General features: G+C 38.4%; 16 protein-coding genes. 11 read left to right on the forward strand and 5 right to left on the reverse strand.

Annotated elements, in window-relative coordinates:
* Positions 1-9: 9 nt before the first annotated feature.
* Entirely contained in the window at positions 10-3,162 is a 3,153-nt protein-coding gene (locus AC13EX_RS22810; protein ID WP_482894479.1) for a SusC/RagA family TonB-linked outer membrane protein, read from the reverse strand.
* A gap of 881 nt (positions 3,163-4,043) precedes the next feature.
* On the opposite strand from AC13EX_RS22810, the gene AC13EX_RS22815 reads away from it, so the two are divergent.
* The 9 genes from AC13EX_RS22815 to AC13EX_RS22855 all read left to right on the forward strand — a co-directional run bounded on the left by AC13EX_RS22815 (position 4,044) and on the right by AC13EX_RS22855 (position 13,254).
* On the forward strand, positions 4,044-4,673 hold the full coding sequence (locus AC13EX_RS22815; RefSeq protein WP_482894480.1) for a hypothetical protein: 630 nt from the start codon (positions 4,044-4,046) through the stop codon (positions 4,671-4,673).
* A 63-nt stretch (positions 4,674-4,736) separates the two neighbouring features.
* Entirely contained in the window at positions 4,737-7,190 is a 2,454-nt protein-coding gene (locus AC13EX_RS22820; protein ID WP_482894481.1) for a heavy metal translocating P-type ATPase, read from the forward strand.
* The gene (gene ccoS / locus AC13EX_RS22825; RefSeq protein WP_048644104.1) at positions 7,181-7,363 is read left to right on the forward strand and encodes a cbb3-type cytochrome oxidase assembly protein CcoS; all 183 of its coding nucleotides are present in this window, start codon (positions 7,181-7,183) and stop codon (positions 7,361-7,363) included. Before AC13EX_RS22820 ends, ccoS begins: the two co-directional genes overlap by 10 nt.
* Before the next feature lies 1 nt (position 7,364).
* A complete protein-coding gene (gene ccoN, locus AC13EX_RS22830) occupies positions 7,365-9,497 on the forward strand; it encodes a cytochrome-c oxidase, cbb3-type subunit I (protein ID WP_482894482.1) in 2,133 nt (710 codons plus the stop codon).
* Positions 9,498-9,508: 11 nt separating this feature from the next.
* The gene (locus tag AC13EX_RS22835; protein WP_048644102.1) at positions 9,509-9,700 is read left to right on the forward strand and encodes a Cbb3-type cytochrome oxidase component FixQ; all 192 of its coding nucleotides are present in this window, start codon (positions 9,509-9,511) and stop codon (positions 9,698-9,700) included.
* Complete coding sequence (locus AC13EX_RS22840) at positions 9,687-10,613, forward strand: cbb3-type cytochrome c oxidase N-terminal domain-containing protein (protein ID WP_048644101.1); 927 nt, start codon at positions 9,687-9,689, stop codon at positions 10,611-10,613. The genes AC13EX_RS22835 and AC13EX_RS22840 overlap by 14 nt, the downstream gene beginning before the upstream one ends.
* A gap of 64 nt (positions 10,614-10,677) precedes the next feature.
* Positions 10,678-12,093, forward strand: coding sequence for a cytochrome c oxidase accessory protein CcoG (gene ccoG, locus AC13EX_RS22845; RefSeq protein WP_339717710.1), 1,416 nt, complete (start codon positions 10,678-10,680; stop codon positions 12,091-12,093).
* A gap of 21 nt (positions 12,094-12,114) precedes the next feature.
* Positions 12,115-12,540, forward strand: coding sequence for a FixH family protein (locus AC13EX_RS22850; RefSeq protein WP_482894483.1), 426 nt, complete (start codon positions 12,115-12,117; stop codon positions 12,538-12,540).
* Complete coding sequence (locus AC13EX_RS22855; protein ID WP_482894484.1) at positions 12,541-13,254, forward strand: sulfite exporter TauE/SafE family protein; 714 nt, start codon at positions 12,541-12,543, stop codon at positions 13,252-13,254.
* A gap of 4 nt (positions 13,255-13,258) precedes the next feature.
* Here AC13EX_RS22855 and AC13EX_RS22860 read toward each other — a convergent pair whose 3' ends face one another.
* Positions 13,259-13,804 carry a phage tail protein gene (locus tag AC13EX_RS22860; RefSeq protein ID WP_482894485.1) on the reverse strand — a complete coding sequence of 182 codons (546 nt, stop codon included), beginning with the start codon at positions 13,802-13,804 and terminating at the stop codon, positions 13,259-13,261.
* Positions 13,805-14,082: 278 nt separating this feature from the next.
* On the opposite strand from AC13EX_RS22860, the gene AC13EX_RS22865 reads away from it, so the two are divergent.
* Together AC13EX_RS22865 and AC13EX_RS22870 are read left to right on the forward strand one after the other, a co-directional pair.
* Positions 14,083-14,655: a peptidylprolyl isomerase gene (locus AC13EX_RS22865; protein ID WP_482894486.1), complete on the forward strand. Its 573-nt coding sequence runs from the start codon at positions 14,083-14,085 to the stop codon at positions 14,653-14,655.
* A 117-nt stretch (positions 14,656-14,772) separates the two neighbouring features.
* Positions 14,773-16,104: a GntP family permease gene (locus AC13EX_RS22870; RefSeq protein WP_482894487.1), complete on the forward strand. Its 1,332-nt coding sequence runs from the start codon at positions 14,773-14,775 to the stop codon at positions 16,102-16,104.
* A gap of 21 nt (positions 16,105-16,125) precedes the next feature.
* Here the strand turns inward: AC13EX_RS22870 and AC13EX_RS22875 are convergent, their stop codons facing one another.
* Genes AC13EX_RS22875 through AC13EX_RS22885 form a run of 3 tightly spaced genes read right to left on the reverse strand, consistent with a single transcriptional unit; the run spans position 16,126 to position 20,594 of the window.
* On the reverse strand, positions 16,126-16,908 hold the full coding sequence (locus AC13EX_RS22875) for an SDR family NAD(P)-dependent oxidoreductase (RefSeq protein WP_482894488.1): 783 nt from the start codon (positions 16,906-16,908) through the stop codon (positions 16,126-16,128).
* Between the two features lie 10 nt (positions 16,909-16,918).
* Positions 16,919-18,010: a sugar phosphate isomerase/epimerase family protein gene (locus AC13EX_RS22880; protein WP_482894489.1), complete on the reverse strand. Its 1,092-nt coding sequence runs from the start codon at positions 18,008-18,010 to the stop codon at positions 16,919-16,921.
* Between the two features lie 7 nt (positions 18,011-18,017).
* Positions 18,018-20,594 carry a DUF7133 domain-containing protein gene (locus AC13EX_RS22885; protein ID WP_482894490.1) on the reverse strand — a complete coding sequence of 859 codons (2,577 nt, stop codon included), beginning with the start codon at positions 20,592-20,594 and terminating at the stop codon, positions 18,018-18,020.
* Between the last annotated feature and the right edge of the window lie 467 nt (positions 20,595-21,061).

Raw genomic sequence — 21,061 nt, forward strand, 5'->3', positions numbered from 1 at the left:
TTTAGCCAATTAAAAGGAGATTTGAGCACCAACAGAAACAACCCGCATAATTGGGTAAGCTCCCATTCCACTTACTTCAGGATCCATGATATCATTTCCCGAATAAATCAACCAAAGATTTTGGCCTGATGCATAAACTTTGGCAGACTCAAGACCAATTAAATCAAGCACATTACGAGGTACTCTATAATTAATCTGTAAATTCTTTAACCTAGCATAAGATACATTGGCATAATTATAATCTGTATTATAATTGCTTCTCCAATATTCTTCTAACCATTGGTAAGCACGTGGTTTTGTAGCGTCAATATTCTCAGGGGTCCATCTGTCCTCAGCATCATATTGGAAGTAATTTCCAGCAGTTCCGGAACGTAAATCATCGTAAATTCCTCTAAGGGCATTACCATGTCCTTGAACAAGAGCAGTCAATTCCCAATTTTTATAAGAAAAATTAAGGTTCAGACCAAAGGTGATTTCAGGTGTTGTCGTTAAAGGAAACAACTGACGGTCATTTGTGGTGATTTCTCCATCTTTATCATAATCTTCAATGATGATGTCACCTGGTCTAGCGCCAGCAACGTGTGGCATTGAATTCACTTGTTCCTCATCTCTAAAGATGCCGATTGAATTGTACAGAAGTAGAGCACCTTGTGGGTGACCCGTTCTTACTTGCCATGGAACAGGACGTTCTGGTTCATCAGACTCAACGATTCTGTTTCTTGCAAAAGCAAAATTACCAGAAACACCGTAACCGATATCTCCTTTTTGATCATCATAGCTCATGATTACCTCAACACCATAATTGTCCACAATACCAAAGTTTTCGTCAGGTAAAGAAAGACCAACGAAACGAGGTATGGATACATCTCTTTGTACTAGAATATCACTTCTTCTTTCGTAAAAGAAGTCTGCATCAAAGCCTACTTTGGTGTCAAATAAAAGAGACTCCCAACCTAAATTGAAGATACTAGCCTTTTCCCAAGTGATGTTAGGGTTAGGTATTCCTTGTTGTCTCAGACCAGGTAGGTAAGTTTTGTTTTCACCCAAAGCCAATCCTTGTACAAATCCGTAGCTAGCCAAATACTGGAAAGGAGAAACCAAATCATTCCCCATTTGGCCCCAAGTGGCTTTTAATTTAAATTGATCGATTAAACCCAAGTTGTTTTTCCACCAGTCATATTCAGAAGGACGCCATCCTGCAAGTACAGAAGGGAAATTACCCCAGCGGCCTGCTTCTTTTGAGAAATTGACTGATCCATCTCTTCTAAAACTAAACTGGAACAAGTAAATTTCTTTGAAATTATAACTGATTCTACCAAAGTAATTTTGTCTGGCTCCAAAACTTACTGATCCTGAATTGTCTTTTTCTGCATCACCACCTGCAAATAAGTAGGGAAGTTGGTCAGATACAAAGTACCTTCTGTAAGCATTGAAGTTTTCCTGAAACCCTTCATTTTGCTCATAAGCCATAAAGGCATCAATATTATGAACATCATTAAGTGTTTTGGTATAATCAACTTTAAAATTGAAAGTACTGGTGTTAGAATAATTGGAATAATCCGTTAGTCTAGGTTCTGGTGGACCTTTTTGGCTTCCAATGATATAATCTGATCCATCTTCAACTCCAGTATTCCCAGCAGCCAAATAGGCTTCTTCATTCATACTGTATAAGGTGAAGGGCTTTTGGAATAATTTCCTTTTTTGGAAATATAGGTCATAAGCGAAATAACTGGAGGCTGACAATCCTTCAACCCATGGGATTCTAAGTTTTGCAGAGAAGATATTATTACTCCTGAATCGTTTGTCATCATCAAAACCAGTCTCATCTGAAGCCATCACCATAGGTTGGTAACCAAACTCGATATCCGGTCCTGGTAATCCATTTGGGTAAACAGCGTGATTGGTTGGGTACATTCTTCGAATAGTCTGAAACATACTTGATGTTGACATTCCAGAGTACATTCTGTTTTCCTGAATTCCCGATATGTCTACACCCAAATCTAAATATTCATTGATTTTGAAATCTACATTGGCTCTTAAGTTGTACCTTTTGTAGGAGGTGTTGGAATTGGTGTAAATACCATCATCCGCTTGAGTACCAAAGGAGGTGAAATAGCTTACTTTTTCACCACCACCAGTTACGGATAAGTTGTGGTGATTTGTGCTACTGAAGTCTCTTAAAGCTACTTCATTCCAATCTGTGTTGGGATGAGTCCAGGGATAGTCCCCTGACCTGTACTTCTCCACATCTTCTAGAGAAAAAAGCATGTTTGATTCATCCACTCCACGATAAGACTGGTTTTCTCGGATCATGGTAGCATAAGTTGCTGCATCTGCCATTTCCGGTAATTTGGTAGGAGATAGCCAACCTTTATAAAAACCATAAGTAATTCTTGTTGGGGTGTCTTTCTGTCCTCTTTTCGTGGTTACTAGGATAACGCCATTGGCAGCTCTTGCACCATAAATTCCTGCGGAAGCATCTTTAAGTACGGTGATGCTCTCAATGTCATTGGGATGAAGGGAGTTTAGGTCTCTGCCTATAATTCCATCAATAACCACCAAAGGTGAATTATTTCCCAATGTAGCATTCCCTCTAATTCGAATACTGGCCTGATCTTTACCAGGTTCTCCACTACTTTGCATAAAGATACCACCTGGAAGACGGCCTGCAAGGGCATTGGAAACAGCACCTACGGGAGCCGAAGATATCTCATCTGCACTAACTGTGGTAACGGACCCGATAACGTTCACTTTTTTCTGAGTACCGTACCCGACCACGACCACTTCATCTAATGAAGAGACGTTTTCAGATAACTGAACATTGATGATACTTTGATCACCTACTGAAATTGATTTGGAATTGTAGCCTATAAAGGAAAAAATCAAAGTTGATCCTTCAGGTACTGAAAGAGAGTAATTTCCATCAAGGTCTGTAGCAGTACCATTACTAGTTCCCGGTATTGAAACAGTTACACCTGGAATAGGTTCTCCATTTTCGTCAGTAACTTTACCTTTAATGATTACATCTGCCATGGCCTTTACCGAGGTGAAAGGAAGCTCATTTGTGGCCTTTGCCGGATTCAAGAATACCAATTGTGACACCAAAAGGAGCACACAATACAGGGGTATCCTGCGAAATTTAAAATGTTGTCTTTTTCTCATTCTGTTGATTGGGTAAATTTAGTTTTAAGAATTATTGATTTGGTTTATACAATTGGACTAAAAAAATAATATTAGGCACTAGAAGAACTTAATCGAAAAAATATAACGGTGTTTATTTTTTCTGGGGGTTTTTATAGGTTAATTGATTTGTATTAGCAATATAATATTTTTAGGAAAAGTAAACATATTATTATTAATAATATATAAATAAAAAAAATTATTTTCTTTAAATTATTATATTAATATATCATAATTATTTGCTTCAAGTTTCTTTAATTATTTGATTGTTAGATAATTATGTAAAAATTTAGTTGGTTACCTTAATTTTAAGGTGTGTATGCTTTCCGCTTGTTTATTGTTGGCGCTTACAGTCCAAGTTTTATTCGAATTGTCAAAACGGGATAATTTATCAATCTAGGAATAATGACAGAAGGGGAGTAATTATTGAAATTAGCATTAAGAATAAGCTGATCTGATCTAGTCTTATTATGAAAAAGAATGCTATAAGCTCTTTCATTTTAAAAAGAGATGTTAATCTCTCTATGTTTTAACCCGAAATATGCAATAGACATTCTATTACGAGCTGAAATCGCTTTAAAATCAGCCACTTCGTTGTTGTTTTCAATTTCACCATAGCGGTGCTATGTAAAATATCCAAAAGCTTGATTTTCTTGCGATTGCAACACTTATCACGAATTCTATTACATAATCCGGGTTTAATAAGTAGCTTTTAAAGCTGCACTACGATTTATAAAAACGCCATTGAAAAGCAATTGTGAATATTTCGAATATGAAAACATGACATTAATCATGTTAACACCTACTTATTGTCAATTCAGCTCTGGGTTGGTTGGTATAGCTTTGTGGAAAATAAAAGGTATATGCAAACCAAGCTAGATACACAATTTACTTTTCCCAGTCAACTGATCAATGCCCACCACGAAGTCCTATTAGCAGAGGGCTTTGGTTTGGAACTAGGTCAGCCACTCGATAAGAAACAATTTACCATAGGTAATCAACCTGTGCTATATACCGCACATCTTCCAAAAGTTTTGGATTGGCTTCATGGATTGGATCAGCCTAGTCTTTTGGAAAAAGAACCATGTGATATACCGGTTTTACTTTACGACAGATCACTAACTTTTGATCGCTTACTTTTTCACTATGATGGTAGTCCTGCCTCTGCCAAGATCATCAAACAATTCTTGCACTTATTTTCTAACAATATTAAAAATAGTAAAGCCACTATAATATCACCTGCATTTATACCAAAGTCTAAATTAAAAGAAGAGCAAGAGCTTATTCAAGAAGTTACCAATTCTACTTCCGAAACCTCATTTATTAAATTTAACTTTAATAGAATCGGTGATTTCTGGTCTTATGCAGTCAAACACCAAAAAACGGTGCTGGTTACGACTAAGAATAATCAGGCGGATTTGGCCAAAGTGCTGTTTCATTTCTATAAAGGGGGACTTTGGTACGAAAAATTATCATTTTACCTGGCTTTATAAATTATTATTTTTAATGACATTCATCATGTTTTTTTTTATATTAAAAGATTAACTTGTCTGAAAATGCAGGAAATGCCAAGCAAAACAGAAAAAACCAAAACAATCTGCTGTTATCACTGCGGGGAAAGCTGTGATGATGAGCTCCTTATGCGTGACGAGAGAAGTTTTTGTTGCACAGGTTGTCTTACTGTTTATGAGGTATTGAATGAGAATAATTTATGTGATTATTACGATATTGAAGCTGCACCAGGGACAAATCAGAAAAATCAAATTGTAAGAGAAAATCGGTTTGATTATTTGGATGATGTGGATGTGTTTAATAGGTTAATAGACTTTAAGGATGAAGAACAGGTTTATGTTACTTTTTACCTTCCTATGATACATTGTGCGTCCTGTATATGGCTTTTGGAAAACCTTTACAAGCTTAACCCTGCTATTACTTATGCTCGGGTGGATTTTATTAAAAAGAAGGTCCAAATTAAATACCAGAGAAAAGAAACAAATTTGAAGTCAGTGGTAAGCTTGCTATCCAATATTGGCTATGAACCGAGTATTAATCTATCAGATATTGAAGAAAAGATAAGCAAAAAGTACAACAAGAAACTTATCTACCAATTAGCGGTGGCAGGATTTTGCTTTGGCAATATGATGTTTTTCAGTCTCCCGGAATATTTTTCGGAGGCAGAGCTTCTTGGAACTGGTTTTAAAAACCTGTTTAATTACTTGAATATTCTTTTGGCTTTGCCTGTAGTTTTTTACTCTGCCACAGATTATTTCCGTTCTGCATGGATTGCTATAAAGAATCGCTCAGTAAATATGGATGTGCCCATAGCCTTGGGGATTATAAGTTTGTTTACTTATAGCTTGTTTGAAATCTTTATTTCTGGGCAAGAGGGTTATTTAGATACTTTAGGCGGCTTGCTGTTTTTCCTTTTAATTGGTAAATATTACCAGCAGAAAACTTTTGATACGCTCTCTTTTGATAGAGATTATAAGTCCTATTTTCCAATAGCCATTACCAAAATGGTAAAGGACCTAGAGGAAGTTATACCGCTAATAAAACTTAATGTTGGTGATATTATTAAAGTACGGAATGAGGAATTGGTACCAGCAGACAGCTTGCTTTTAGCTCCGGAAGCATCTATCGATTATAGTTTTGTGACGGGGGAGGAAATTCCTGTCCCTGTAAAAAAAGGAGACCTGGTATACGCTGGGGGTAGACAAAAAGGGGCTGCCATTACCTTAGCGGTTCAGAAATCGCCCTCTCAAGGTTATCTAACTGATCTCTGGAATCATGAAACCTTTTCTAAGAGTATACAAGAAGACTCATTGGCTTCCTTGTCCAATCGAATAAGTGGAAAATTTACATTCACTGTTCTTTTAATAGCATTTGGAGCATTGATATATTGGAGTTTTAATGACTTTTCAATGGGAATCAAGGCCTTTACCTCGGTATTGATCATTACCTGTCCTTGTGCTTTGGCAATGTCTACTCCTTTTACTTTGGGGAATGTGATGAGGATCTTTGGGAAGGGAGGCTTTTATTTGAAAAATACGCAGGTAATTGAAAAATTGGCTAAAATTGATACACTTGTATTTGACAAGACAGGTACACTCACAGCTCCTTCTAAGGCCACTGTTTCTTACCATGGTGAAAGTCTAACAGATGAATCGAAGGGTATGATTAAGGCTTTGGTAAATTTCTCTAATCATCCACTGAGTAAGAGAATCAATCAATGGCTAGACAAAGTCAAACCTGTGGTATTGGAAAATGTAGAGGAGATTTCCGGGAAAGGACTAACCGCTAAATACAAATCCAAGACCATAAGCATGGGTTCGGCGCTTTTCTTAGGCTTAGGAGACGAAAGCAAAGTAGTTAATAAAGGTAACGAGGTACATTTGGTAATTGATGGAATGCATTGGGGTGTTTTCAGTATTGCAAGTGGGGTACGTGAAGGCATAGAAAAGATGATTCCAGATTTGACAGAAACTTATGATGTGGAATTGCTATCCGGAGACAATAACCATGAGGAGAAATATTTAAAGGAAGTATTGGGTAGCAAGGTAGCCATGCATTTTCATCAGTCGCCGAAAAGCAAATTGACCCACATTCGAGCCATACAAGAGCAAGGAAAACATGTTTTAATGGTAGGAGATGGGCTTAATGATGCAGGTGCTCTCAAGGCAGGTGAAGTGGGTATTGCTGTTACAGACAATATATCCCATTTTAGCCCGGCTAGTGATGCGGTGTTGGATGGAGAAAAACTTAACTTACTTCCACAGTATTTGAATTTTGCAAAAACAGGTAGGAGAATAATAAAGGCCAGTTTTGGTTTGAGTTTCACCTACAATGCCGTAGGGATCTTTTTTGCTGTTCAAGGATTAGTAAGCCCGGTCTTGTGTGCAGTTTTAATGCCTGCAAGTAGTATTTCAGTGGTTTTGTTTACAACGATTGCCACCAATTACAAAGCATATAGAATGGGATTAAATGATAATGAGATGATAAAATGGAAGTAATCTTTATTCTGATAGGAGTGAGTTTATTAATGGCTGGAGGGTTTTTATGGCTTTTTTTTAAAGCGATGAAAGGTGGTCAGTTTGATGATCAACACACCCCTGCGATCAGAATACTATTTGACCAAAAAACAAAAAATAAAGCGAACAAAAAACCACCTAAAAAAAAGAAGTGATATGTCAGGAACGACACTTGAAAAGTTTAGTTACGATAATAAGATCGTAAAATTCTTCGGGGCAGCCACCATGATATGGGGATTGGCCGGAATGCTGATAGGCTTGCTTGCTGCCACCCAGCTATTCTTACCCGAAGCAAATTTGGGCAATCCTTATACGACCTTTGGCCGGATAAGGCCGCTTCATACGAATGCGGTAATATTTGCCTTCGTAGGAAATGCCATTTTTGCTGGCGTGTATTATTCTATGCCACGACTCCTAAAGGCTCCAATGTGGAATAAAACCCTAAGTTGGATCCATTTTTGGGGATGGCAGGCCATTATACTTTCTGCGGTCATTACCCTTCCATTGGGTTTGACTTCCTCTAAGGAGTATGCGGAACTTGAATGGCCAATTGACATTGCTATTACCATAATATGGGTAGCATTTGGAGCCAATATGATTGGAACGCTGATTAAGCGCCGTGAAAAGCACATGTATGTGGCCATTTGGTTTTACTTGGCCTCCTTCGTAACGGTAGCGGTTTTGCACATTTTCAATTCCCTCGCTTTACCAGTGTCTTTATTTAAAAGTTATTCTGCTTACGCTGGTGTACAGGATGCATTGGTGCAATGGTGGTATGGTCACAATGCTGTTGCATTTTTCCTCACCACACCTTTTCTAGGTTTGATGTACTATTATTTGCCGAAAGCAGCAAATAGACCTGTATTCTCCTATAAGCTTTCGATCGTACACTTCTGGTCTTTGATATTCTTATATATTTGGGCAGGACCACACCATTTGCTTTATACAGCATTGCCTGAATGGGCTCAGGTTTTAGGCGTTGCTTTTTCCATAATGTTGCTTGCCCCAAGTTGGGGTGGAATGGTTAATGGACTGCTTACGCTTAGAGGAGCTTGGGATAAAGTAAGGGTAGACCCTGTTTTGAAATTCATGGTGGTAGCTGTAACGGCATACGGTATGGCCACCTTTGAAGGACCGCTACTTTCTATTAAAAGTGTAAATGCCATTGCTCACTATACTGATTGGATAGTTGCCCACGTGCATATTGGCGGATTAGGTTGGAACGGATTCTTGACTTTCTCTATGTTGTATTGGTTATGGCCAAGAATGTGGAGAACAAAATTATTCTCAGTAAAATTGGCCAATACTCACTTTTGGTTGGGTACATTAGGTATACTATTTTATGCCTTACCAATGTATGTGGCTGCGCTGACTCAAAGTTTGATGTGGAAAGAATTTGCAGACACAGGACGTTTGGCTTACCCTAACTTCCTTGAGACTGTTATTCAAATTGTACCAATGTACATGCTTCGTGCATTTGGCGGATTACTTTACCTAAGTGGTGCGATATTGATGGTTTATAACTTGGTTAAAACAGCTGCCGCAGGGTCCTTCCTTGAAGAAGAAGAGGATGAAGCACCAGCTTTGGCCAAACATGTTCCAGAAAAGCAAGAGTTTTGGCACCGGGCATGGGAGAGAAAGCCTGTCTTTTTCACCATATTGGCCACAATAGCCATTTTGATAGGTGGTTTAGTAGAAATCATCCCTACCATTCTAGTGAAGTCCAATGTACCAACAATTAGTAGTGTGCAGCCTTATACTCCTTTGGAGTTGCAGGGTAGGGACTTATACATTTCCAATGGTTGCGTTGGTTGTCACTCTCAAATGATCCGTCCTTTTAGGTTTGAGACAGAACGCTATGGAGAATATTCTAAGGCAGGAGAATTTGTTTATGATAGACCATTTTTGTGGGGATCTAAGCGAACTGGTCCAGATTTACATAGAGTAGGGGGGAAATATCCAGATAGCTGGCATTACCACCACATGGTGAATCCTAGAGACATGTCTCCAGGTTCCTTGATGCCTCCTTATCCATGGATGACTACCAATATCATGGATCATAGCAATATTGGAGCTAAAATTCGAACCATGCAAAAGTTAGGAGTACCGTATGCAGAAGGCTATGATGTAAAAGCAATAGAAGATCTTCAAAGTCAGGCACAGGAGATAGCAAATGGCTTGAAGGAATCTGGTATTGAAGTATTGCCAGATACTGAGATTATTGCTTTGATAGCTTACCTACAGCGACTAGGTACAGATATTAAAAATGGTTCTTCTGGAAACCAATAAATTAAAAAGAGATGAAAAAAGATATTTTAAGCTCAATGGAAAATATAGAGATCTACCCCATCATTTCCTTATTGATATTTGTAATTTTCTTTATTGGAATGTTTTGGTGGGTCCTACAGGTAGATAGAAGCTATGTGGACCACATGAAAGAAATGCCACTCAATGATGAACCTCAAAACGATAAGTCTAATGAAAACGTTTAAACTGATTGGAGCCACCCTGATGTGTTTGTTGATGGCAGTTCCTGGCTTTGCTCAGGAAACGGAAACAAGCTTTTTAGCACAAATGCAACAAATGGACAGTAATACATTGCTGTTACTTGCCATTATAATAGTCGTTTTACTAGTTATTGTCATCATCATAGGAGTGATGGTTTATATGCTGTCATTTTTAATGACGGTTCTAAGAAAGGAAAATCCAGCCCTCGCAGCAGAGCCTTCCTGGTGGGAATCTTTCAAGACTAAATATGTGGTAGGGAAATATAGGCCGATCGAGGAAGAAAAAGACATTCAGCTAAATCATAGTTATGATGGGATTGTGGAGCTTGATAACTTTATGCCTCCTTGGTTAAAGTACGTGTTTTACCTGACCATTTTCTCCGCTGTTGTATATTTCCTTAATTATTCTGTGCTTGGAATTGGTCAGACTCAAATAGAAGAATATGAAGCCTCCCTAGAACAAGCAGCCCTAGAAGCAGAAGCAAGGGGAGCGATGATGCTGACTTCTATTGATGAAACCAATGTGGAAGTAGATATGTCAGCCCCTGGTTTGGCTGCAGGTAAGGAACTGTTTACAGGCAATTGCGCCGCATGCCATGCCATGGATGGTGGTGGTGGAGTAGGTCCAAACCTCACAGATGAATACTGGCTTCACGGTGGAGACATCAAAAGTATTTTTAAAGTAGTGAAGTATGGTGTAATTGAAAAAGGTATGATACCTTGGCAAGACCAGTTAGGTCCTGAGGAAATGCAACAAGTATCCAGTTATATACTTTCTTTGCAAGGTACCTCACCAGCAAATCCTAAGGATCCTCAAGGCGAGAAATTCGAACCAACTATAGAACAACCTGTAGATGCATTGGTGGAGGAAGAATTGGGTGTAGAACCTGCGGAGTAAGGCTTAGAAGTCGGGTTTGGCATTTGGTTCAAACCCGACATTTTATATAAAAACTTCAAAAAAAATGGCAGTAAAAAACGAAAACCTAAACCCAGATAAATTCAGGGATGCCCTGGGTACTGTGAATCAGGATGGTGGCAGAAATTGGGTTTTTCCTAAAAAGGTTTCTGGTAAATTCTACCAGTACAGAACCTATTTTTCTTGGTTGTTACTAGGGATATTATTTGCCGGACCTTTTATTAAGGTGGATGGACGACCTTGGTTACTGTTCAATGTTTTCGAAAGAAAATTCATTATTTTTGGAGCTGTTTTTTGGCCGCAGGATACTCATTTGCTGATATTTTTACTTTTAATTTTCTTCGTTTTTATCATCCTGTTTACGGTGGTATTCGGTAGGGTCTTTTGTGGCTGGGCTTGTCCACAGACACTTTTTATGGAAATGGTTTTCCGAAAGATTGAGTATTGGATAGAAGGAGATGCCAATCAGCAGCGTAAACTGGACGCCATGCCATGGAATGCTGAGAAAATAAGAAAGAAGACCATTAAAATGTCTATTTTTATTTTAATTTCTTTGCTTATATCTCATACCGTGATGGCTTATCTTATTGGTATCGATAATGTAATGGAGATTGTTAGTTCTTCTCCTTCGGAGAATTTAGCAGGGTTTTTTGGTCTCTTGGCCTTTACTGGAATATTTCTATTTGTCTTCTCTTGGTTTAGAGAACAGGCATGTATTGTGGTATGTCCATACGGAAGGCTTCAAGGCGTATTGCTCGATAACCAATCCATCAATGTTACTTATGACTATAAACGAGGTGAACCTAGGGCTCCTATTAGGAAAAATAAAGTGGAAGAAAAGCCTGCAGGAGACTGTGTAGATTGTACGCTTTGTGTACAGGTTTGTCCTACTGGTATAGACATTAGAAATGGCGTGCAGATGGAGTGTGTCAATTGTACCGCATGTATGGATGCCTGTGATGATGTCATGGAAAAAGTAGACCGACCTAAAGGATTGATTCGCTATGCTTCGGAAAACAGTATTTTAACGGGTACATCAAAATTAATTACCGGTAGGGTAAAGGCTTACTCTAGTATTCTACTATTATTAATTGTTGGCTTTGTTGCCTTATTAGCAACAAGAGAAGATTTGGGTGCTACGGTCACCAGGTTTAGAGGAATGACTTACCAGGCCAGAGAGAATGCACAAATAAGTAACCTATATGAAGTGACCTTAATTAATAAAACTTTTGATGAACAAGAGGTTACCCTTGTGCCTGCTGATCCTACCTTTACTTTGGAAAAAGTGGGGCATACAGATTGGAGACTTGATGGGCAATCAAAATTCGAAGGCAGATTCTTTTTGGTTAAAGCTAAAAGTGATATGAAGATCCCTCAACAAAACGTTGATTTATTATTACAACAAAATGGGGAGACAATTGATAGGATTTCCACCAGTTTTATGGGACCTGTTGGAGAATAAAAATACTAAAATGAATACGAAATGAACTGGGGAAATGGAATCTTATTGTTATTGTTGGTTTTTATTGGGTTGATGGTGACCCTGGTAACCATTTGTGTGAAGCAGGATGATATACATCTGGTTACAGAGAATTATTATGCTGAAGAAATCAAATACCAGGAACATATTGATCGAGTGTCAAATACCAATGCCATGGAAGGCAAAGTCATGCAATTTGATGCAGCAAGTAAAACCCTTCAATTCAAGTTGCCTATTGGTTCCAAAGGAGAGTTGTATTTATTTAGACCCTCTGATGCTCGGATGGATAAAAAAATTCAAATTGAAATAAAGGATTCTGAATCCAATACGATGTCACTGAAAGGGCTTGAACCAGGGTACTGGAAAATGAAAATGACTTGGGAAGCAGATGGTGTTGCTTTTTTCGAAGAAAAGAAAATTGATATTTAAATGATCTGGACCGCCTTTATTTGGGGAATACTTGGCTCATTTCATTGTATTGGAATGTGTGGGCCTATTGCACTTGCCTTAGCCGGTAAAGACAGAAATAAGTATTTGCTTAATAAATTGCTGTACAATTCGGGCCGTGCTGTGACCTATTCTTTATTGGGAGGTCTGGTAGGTCTGGTAGGTTTTTCTCTTTCCTTGGCTGGAATTCAACAATGGGTTTCTATTGTTTTGGGTTTAATTATCATTGTACTTGCATTTTTCTATAAGGAATCTGAAAAATGGATTACAGGTTCTACATTATCTTCCTCTCTGATAAAATTAAAGTCCCAACTGGGAAAATCAATAAAAAGAGGTGGGCGCAAAGCGTTTTTTATCACAGGAGTCTTTAATGGATTTCTACCTTGTGGCATGGTGTACATGGCCTTGGTGGCCTCCCTAGCTCTTCAAAGCCCCGTAATGGGCATGGCTTACATGTTTGTTTTTGGTTTGGGTACTTTTCCAGTAATGATCTTGCTAATGTTTTCCAAAGATATTTTTTCGATGAATTTTAGGGTGAAAATGAACAAGGCCATGCCTTATTTTGTGATGTTTATGGGAGTACTGTTTGTTATGAGAGGAATGGGGTGGGGAATTCCTTACCTAAGTCCTAAATTAGAATTGCCAACGGCCCATGCGGTTGAACTTCTAGATGCTGGAATTACGCATTGCCAATAATTTATTAACTCCTTGCTGGATAATAACCCTGAATACAAATAATGAAATTTATTCCGAGATAAGGAGGCATTTGGTCAAAAGGCTCATTCTGTCCAGATAAACCAATCGTTTTGTCATTCATATTTGAGTTTGAGGTGCCTGCAAAAGTCTCAACCGCATAAGGTGGTTTAAATCGGTTGACTTTTACATGAGATAGGGCAGGGAAATTGTCTTTTGGATTGCTTGAAGTTGCTGCTTCAGAACTGGAATTTAATGTATGTGAATGGGCAGGCATATTCTTTTCTTCAAGTTTGGTGGCTTCTTGACCTCCTTTTTCACCTATTTTTTTTGGTGAAAGCCCTTGTCCATTTCCTATGCCAACAGGCATTCTTCCTCGCAAATCAGGTAATGCAAAGGTGGTTCTCCCATCCCCTCCATACATGTTTCCTATAATAGAGAAAAGACTTTGGTTGTCTTTAATTTTTAATAACCTTCCATCACAAATGGCATATCCTCTGGGGGCGAAATTTCCCGCAAACATTTTCACAACTCCTATGTACTCTTCAAACATAATATTATTGATTTACTATTGAACTTATATATTTGGATTTAATGGAATTTCCCTAAAAGTAATAAATTGTCATTCTAATGCATAATTCAGTTTGATTAATTGGTTATACAGGTATTTGGTACAATAAATTCTGCTAATTGTGTAAATAGTCTACTCTTAGTTTAGTTGAAAATTTGGTTTTTAGCTTTTTTTTAATTTTCAGAATAATTCGTTATTCGTGACCTTACTTTTTGTAATTTGTAATAGAATCAGTTCGCAATCTAAATATGATAAAAACCATGAATAAACTTTTCACGTGTATTTTGCTGGTTTTAATAGGCTTTTCAATTCATGCTCAGCAAATAGAAAAATACCAAATTGTGACGGAAGTCGGAAATATTGAGGTGGAAGTTTACCCAGAGAAAGCACCTGTTACCGTTGAGAATTTCCGGACATATATTAATAGTGGTGCTTACCACAAGTCAAGTTTCTTTAGAGTTTGCACGCCTAAAAATGAAGCAGATCGAAAAATAAAAATTGAAGTAATTCAAGGTGGAAATGTTGCTGATAGCTTATTGCTACCTGCTATTGCCATTGAAACAACCAAGTTTACAGGTCTCAAACATAAGAATGGAACACTTTCTATGGCTCGATTTGGACCTAATACTGCGCAAAGTTCTTTTTTTATATGTATCAATGAGCAGCCAGAACTGGATTTTAAGGGGACAAGAAATCCTGATGGATTTGGCTTTGCTGCATTTGGTCAAGTTACTAAAGGAATGGATGTAGTGAAAAAAATTCAATCTGGAGAGGAAACAGAACAATATCTGATTAAACCAATTGGAATAATTTCAATAGCCCAGATCAAATAGAGGGGGAATTTAGGAAGGAGATTTTTAGAATTATATCCTATATAATTTATATTTAGCGATTAAAGTTTAAATAAAAATGCTTTATTTGTTATAGAATATAAACCCAAAAACCGATCTATGTTTATTTTTCTTTTGATTCTATTGGCGTTGGCCATAATAATTGTGGCTATCATAAAATTTGAAATTCATCCTTTCCTTGCCTTATTTAGTGGGGCAATTATTTATGGTCTAATGGCAGGTATGCCTGCAGAATTGATTATTAGTTCCATTACCGATGGCTTTGGAGGAGTGTTAGGAAGAATTGGTTTGTTGATTCTATTTGGAGTGGTCATTGGTACCTTTTTGGAGAAATCAGGTGGAGCATTTGTGATTGCCCAAAAAGTGTTGTCTTGGGTAGGGCAAAAATCGGTAATGCTAGGAATGATGATTACTGGTTATATTTCATCGATTCCTGTATTTGGAGACAGTGCTTTTATCATGCTTAACCCGATCAATAAATCCCTTTCATTTAAGGGAAAGCTTCCCTACGCGGCTACCACAGTGGCCTTGACTTTAGGGATAACTGCTACCCACTCACTTGTGCCGCCTACACCAGGGCCTATTGCTGCTGCAGGAATACTCGAGGCAGATTTAGGACAAATAATATTATTTGGAGCCATTATCAGTGCTCTCGCACTAATTCCTTGTTATTATTTTTGTAAATATTGGGTCTCAAAATTTCATTTGGAACCTGTATTCGCTGAAATTGATAAGGAAGGTAAGGCAAGAAAAAACCCTTCATTAGGTAAATCTTTTATGCCTATTATCATTCCATTGTTACTCATTATCCTTTCTTCTATAGCAGCCTATCCAACACAGCCTTTTGGTGACAATTTATTTACCTCTTTAATTTCATTTATTGGTAACCCTATAATTGCCCTGTTATTGGGTGCTTTTATGGCCTTTAGTTTGCCTGAAAAACTTGATAAAAAGGTATTGTCCTCTTCTGGTTGGTTTGGTGAAGCTCTGTTAATAGGTGCACCAGTAATTCTTATCACTGGTGCTGGAGGTGTCTTTGGTAAAATGTTGCAAAACTCTGGAATTGCTGATCAGATTAGTTCTATTATGACGGCAGGGAATTTGAGTTTGTTTTTACCTTTTGCAATGGCTTTTGCCCTAAAATCTGCACAAGGCTCTTCTACCGTTGCCTTGGTGACAACAGCATCAATTATGGTACCTCTGATGCCTGCCTTAGGTTTGGATACAGAGATAATGCGAGTGCTAACCGTATTGGCTACAGGTGCTGGAGCCATAGCCGTATCCCATGCCAATGATAGTTTCTTTTGGGCCATGACACAATTGTCAGGTATGAATATCAAACAAGGCTACCAGTCACATAGTCTAGGGACGGTCATTCTTTCCTTTACGGCTATGGCTATTATATTTATTCTGGCAACAGTACTGGCCTAACCATGAATAAAGTAAATAGGCTTATTTAGCTGTCCAACCACCATCTACAGTCAGTAAGGAGCCTGTCATATAACTAGCCGCATCACTGGCTAAGAATATGGCTGCTCCTTGAATTTCTTTTAGTTCCCCCCATCTCCCCAAAGCAGTTGCTCCAATTATAAACTGCTTCGTGGCAGGGTCATCCGCTACTGGAATATTCATTTCAGTAAGAAATGGCCCTGGGCAGATGGCATTTACTTTGATGTTGAATGGGGCCATTTCTATTCCAAGTGCTCGGGTCATTTGTACCACTGCTCCTTTGCTTGAGGTATAAGGGGTGCGATTAGCCAACCCTACTACACCCAGTGTGCTCGCCAAGTTAATTATTGCTCCTGACTTTTGGGCCTTCATATGGGGGGCTACGGCACGACTACACAACCAAGTACCTGTAACGTTGATATCCATTACCTTTTTGAAATCATCTAAACTGACTTCATCTATAGCTCCTCTAATATTAATCCCAGCACTATTTATCAAAATATCGATGCGACCAAAAGCCTCCATTGCATAGGCAGCCATCGCCTTGGTTTCTTCTTCTTTTGATATATCGGCTGTAAAGGAAAGTGCCTTCACATCAAACCCCTTGCTGATTTCTTCAGCTGCGATTTCGCCATCTCTTTCTGTTCTGTTTACGATTAGAATATTTGCTCCTGCGGAAGCAAGCCCAGCAGCCATGGCGAGCCCTAAACCCTTGGATCCTCCTGTAACAATGGCTGTTTTTCCATTTAGGTCAAATAATTTTATTCCTGGTAAGCTATTGATCATGGTTTTTAATTTAAAGATTCAAATGTTTATTGCTGTATGTTAATGAGGTTAAAATATTGGTTTCCTCCCTGGCCAACAACTCTTCGGTTTCCAGAGAGTCAATATGCGGTAGGTTTCTGCCATAGGTGTTAACCCAAGTAAGAATTTGAGATAATTCGAACGCAGGAACATTTTCAAGTGTGGTCCAATAATCAGGAGTCAAACAGGGAATGAGTAAAGGGTTTCTTGTAATCATCTCAAGATTAAAAGAAATTGAAGGGTGGTACTTTTTACAGGTGTTGACTATTTCTTTTAGGTTTAGTAGTCCCTCACCCAAAGGCACTTCTGATAAAAGAAATCCTTCTGAACAGGGTTTTACTGCCATGTCTTTTACATGAGTAGAGAATACATATGGAGCCAAATGTTGGGTGGTAGTTTTGGGCTGTTCCATAAGAGCAATGCTGTTACCAAAGTCCAAAGTTATTCCTACCCATTCACTTGAAACACCTTTTATCAAATGTAACAATTCATCAAAACGCCAATCCTTATGATTTTCAATGGCCAATTTTATTTTATGTTTCCGCAAAATCGGTTCGGCTTTTCCGAGCATGAGAGTAGATTGCTTTTGGAAAGCCAAAAACTCTTCTTGGCTATGGATGGCCTCGTATCTCCTAGGTCCAAGGCTTACTGTTCTTAAAACTTTGATTCCAGCCTCTTTTGCCAGAATTATTTGTTTCTCAAAATCAGGCAATTGGCTTGTCATTTTTGGCATTCCTATTGACCCTTCTAGGTACATGTTTAGGTTTTCTCTTTGGTCTCTGATTTTATGACAAAAACCCTCAGTCCAACCATTGATGCCAACTTGAATTCCACCTGCGCCGATTTTATGACAATGAGCGAGAAGTTCGCTCGCATCAGAGAATGCTGGATAATCACTACTCTGATGAGTAGCATGCCACCTCTTCCCATAGGAGTGGACCACTATTCCCAGTTTAGTATTGTCAAATATATCTGGTAATTCAGGCATGGTCATTGCCATCAATCCCAAGCTGGCATTTTTTAAAAAATCACGTCTGCTATTGTATGAGGTTGGTAAAGAGTTGCCTTTTTTATTTTCCTTCATAATTTTTTCAAGGTTTGTTTGAAGGACTTACCGGAGGCTTGGAACGCAATAGTTCTTCAGGTTTCCACGGAATTACCCTTCCTTGGGTTGAGATTCTTATTTCTGCTACTGTGCCACCTTTTACCGCTGTGGCTTGGTTGTCCCATTCATTTCTTATATAGGTTAGAATGTTGGCAATAGTACCGTTATCCAAGCTGGCCATAGATGGCATTACTGGCAATATATCAGGACTACTGTATTTTACTCCATTTACCATGATGGTACCTTCCAGTCCATGAAGTAGGATCATGGCTAGTTGCCTTTCATTTCCTGTCACCCATTCAGATTTGTTTAGTGGAGGTCCCATTCTTTTAACTCCCTCACCATCCCCTCCATGGCAGCCTGCACAGGTGCTTAAAAAGTGCTGTCGGCCTTTTACAAACGAGGATCTTTCTGCATCCGACAGTTTGTTTATATTCACTAAAGAGTCGGGTTTAATCTTTTTTCCTGGCCAAATGAATAGGTTATTCCATTGCGCAGTATTCAAATTGCTTTTTTCAAAATCGATAGTTTTAGAGAATTTTGGAGCGGTTTTTAGCTTGATTGGATCCGATTTTTTTTGGGCACCTGCCATAGACATGCCTGTGAAAATAGAATATGCCTGCCAATCTTTTGCAAGGTTGCGTTGCTCTAAGAGATTTAATAGTTTTAGCATTTCACGCTCGTTATTCTTTCTGCTGATGGCAGTTGCGACCATTTCCAGAAAGATGGCTTTAGATGGGGAGTGCTCCTTCCACTGGTTTTGCTTTATCAGGTAAAGTAGGAATGAATATTCATAATTATATAGGCTGCTTAGCGCACCATCTCTAAATATGGGTTCATCGATGTTGTTTTTTAAGATGCTAGCAATAGTGGTCTTTGATACCTCTTCTGACAAACTACCTACAGTAAGAATCATCTGAAGAGCCAATTCTTCATTGCTAATGGTTTCCTGATTTTTAAGGAAAATTTTTTCAAGACGCTTTTTAACATGATTGTTTTCTTTAGCAAGTTGCTCAGTTAGTCTTAGTACATGTATTATTACCTTTGGATGATAAGCGCCTAGATTATCCAATAATGTAAACAGGACGTTTTCATCCAATTTTTCAAGCCCTTCTAAAGTCCATAATGCATGGATTTGAGCCAAGTGATATTTTGAATTTAATGCCAATTCTTCAAGAAGCGGCACATTAAAGCTGTTGTTTCCTTCAACCAGAAGCCTTTGTGCCATGTCCCTGTACCATCCGTTGGGATGTTTTAAGGTTTCTACTAGTTCTGGTCCAGAGTAATTTGATAATCTGGGAACTGGTTTTGGTTGCCAATCTTTATGGGCTACACGCCAAATTCTCCCATAATGGGTGGGGAGAACCAATTTTCTCTTGATTGTAATGTCTTTCAAGTAGGGTGAAATGTAAGCACCATGCTGAATCAAGCCTCTATACATGTCTGAAATGTATAGAGCACCATCTGGGCCTGAAGATAAACTCACCGGTCGAAACCGCTCATCTTTTGATGCAATGATTGAATGCCCGATGTCTACAGCTTCTGCTGAAAGATGGATGCCACTTGATACAATGGTATTCCTTCTTATCAAGTTTCCTGATGGCTCGCAGACGAACACATTTCCTAAATAAGTTTTGGGAAGTCCATTACCTCTGAAATAAAAAGGAGAACAGGCAGAAGTGAACTCTTTTAGCTGATTTTGCTCATCCAATATTCCTGGAATATAGCCTCTATTGATGGCTAAGTTTTCTCTTATGGGATAGATTTCTCGATCTGATGTAAGTCCTTGGTCAAGACCTGAGGTAGTGCTGTGGTTTGCATTCCTAGTAAAATAATTGGGAGGAACCAGGTCGGCATGTAGGGGAGACCAATTGTAGTTGTAATAAAGCCTGCCATAATCATCCTGACTTATTCCCCATTGGCCTCGGAATTCGGTGCTGTTCTTGATCCATTGGTTGTTTTTAAACTTATATCTAAACCTAGATTTCGCATTGTAGTACCAATTGTCAAGACCTCTAAGCAATCCATTGCCGGAATGCTCCGGCAAATTGCTACCTGCATAATCAGCGTCAACCAATTCTTTTGTGTCAGCTTTCAGGTCCCCATCCAAGTCCTGGGTCCACCAAAGTGACATGTTTTCAACTACCAAGGCGCCTCCTTTAATTACTGCAAGTGCTCTGGGCATGACAAGGCTGTCTAAATAAATGGTGCTTCTATCCATTGTCCCATCTCCATTACTGTCTTCCAAAATAGAGATTCTTCCATTAGGGACTAACTCATTTGAACCTTCAATGTCATTCATAAAACCTTTCATCTCAACTATCCACATTCTCCCGTCTTCATCAAAGCTTGTAAATACAGGGTCTTGAACCATTGGTTCAGCAGCAACAAGTTGGATCGACAAATCATCATTTATTTCAAATAATTGTAGAGCTTGCTCAGGTAGGAGAGCTGGTGAAGGATCTCGATTTTTTGGTGAACAACAGCAAACATGGGAAAAAATAATAATCCATATTCCGACCAGAAAGGAGGCCTTTAATAGATTTAGGAATGGATTAAACAAGGTTATTTGGGATTTGGTTAATTGATCTTAAATCTAATATTTGTTTGGTTAAATTCAAATTTTATTCAATAGAATGAATATGGTTGGAGTATTGTCAATTCATAATTTTTAAAAATAGTTTAAGGAAGTTGTTCTTTGGCCTTTTGTAGCTAAAATTGGCTTCTCACCTTGAATTAAACCTAGTAGTCTTATGGTTTTCTGAAACAGAAGTTTATTCGAGTTTTCATTATGTTGAATCATTCCGGTCTAATTTTATAATTGTTTGACTTTTCCTTAGGAATTAGTTTCTATTGAGAATTAGTCAGTGCAGAAAAAATTTTAAGTTTAACCCGGATTATGTAATAGGATTCGTGATGAGTGTTGCAATCGCAAGAAAATCAGGCTGTTTGGAGATTTTAGCATAGCACCGCTATGGTGAAATTGAAAACAGCAACGAAGTGGCTGATTTTGAAGCGATTTCAGCACGT

Source organism: Cyclobacterium sp. L-R (assembly GCF_056859355.1).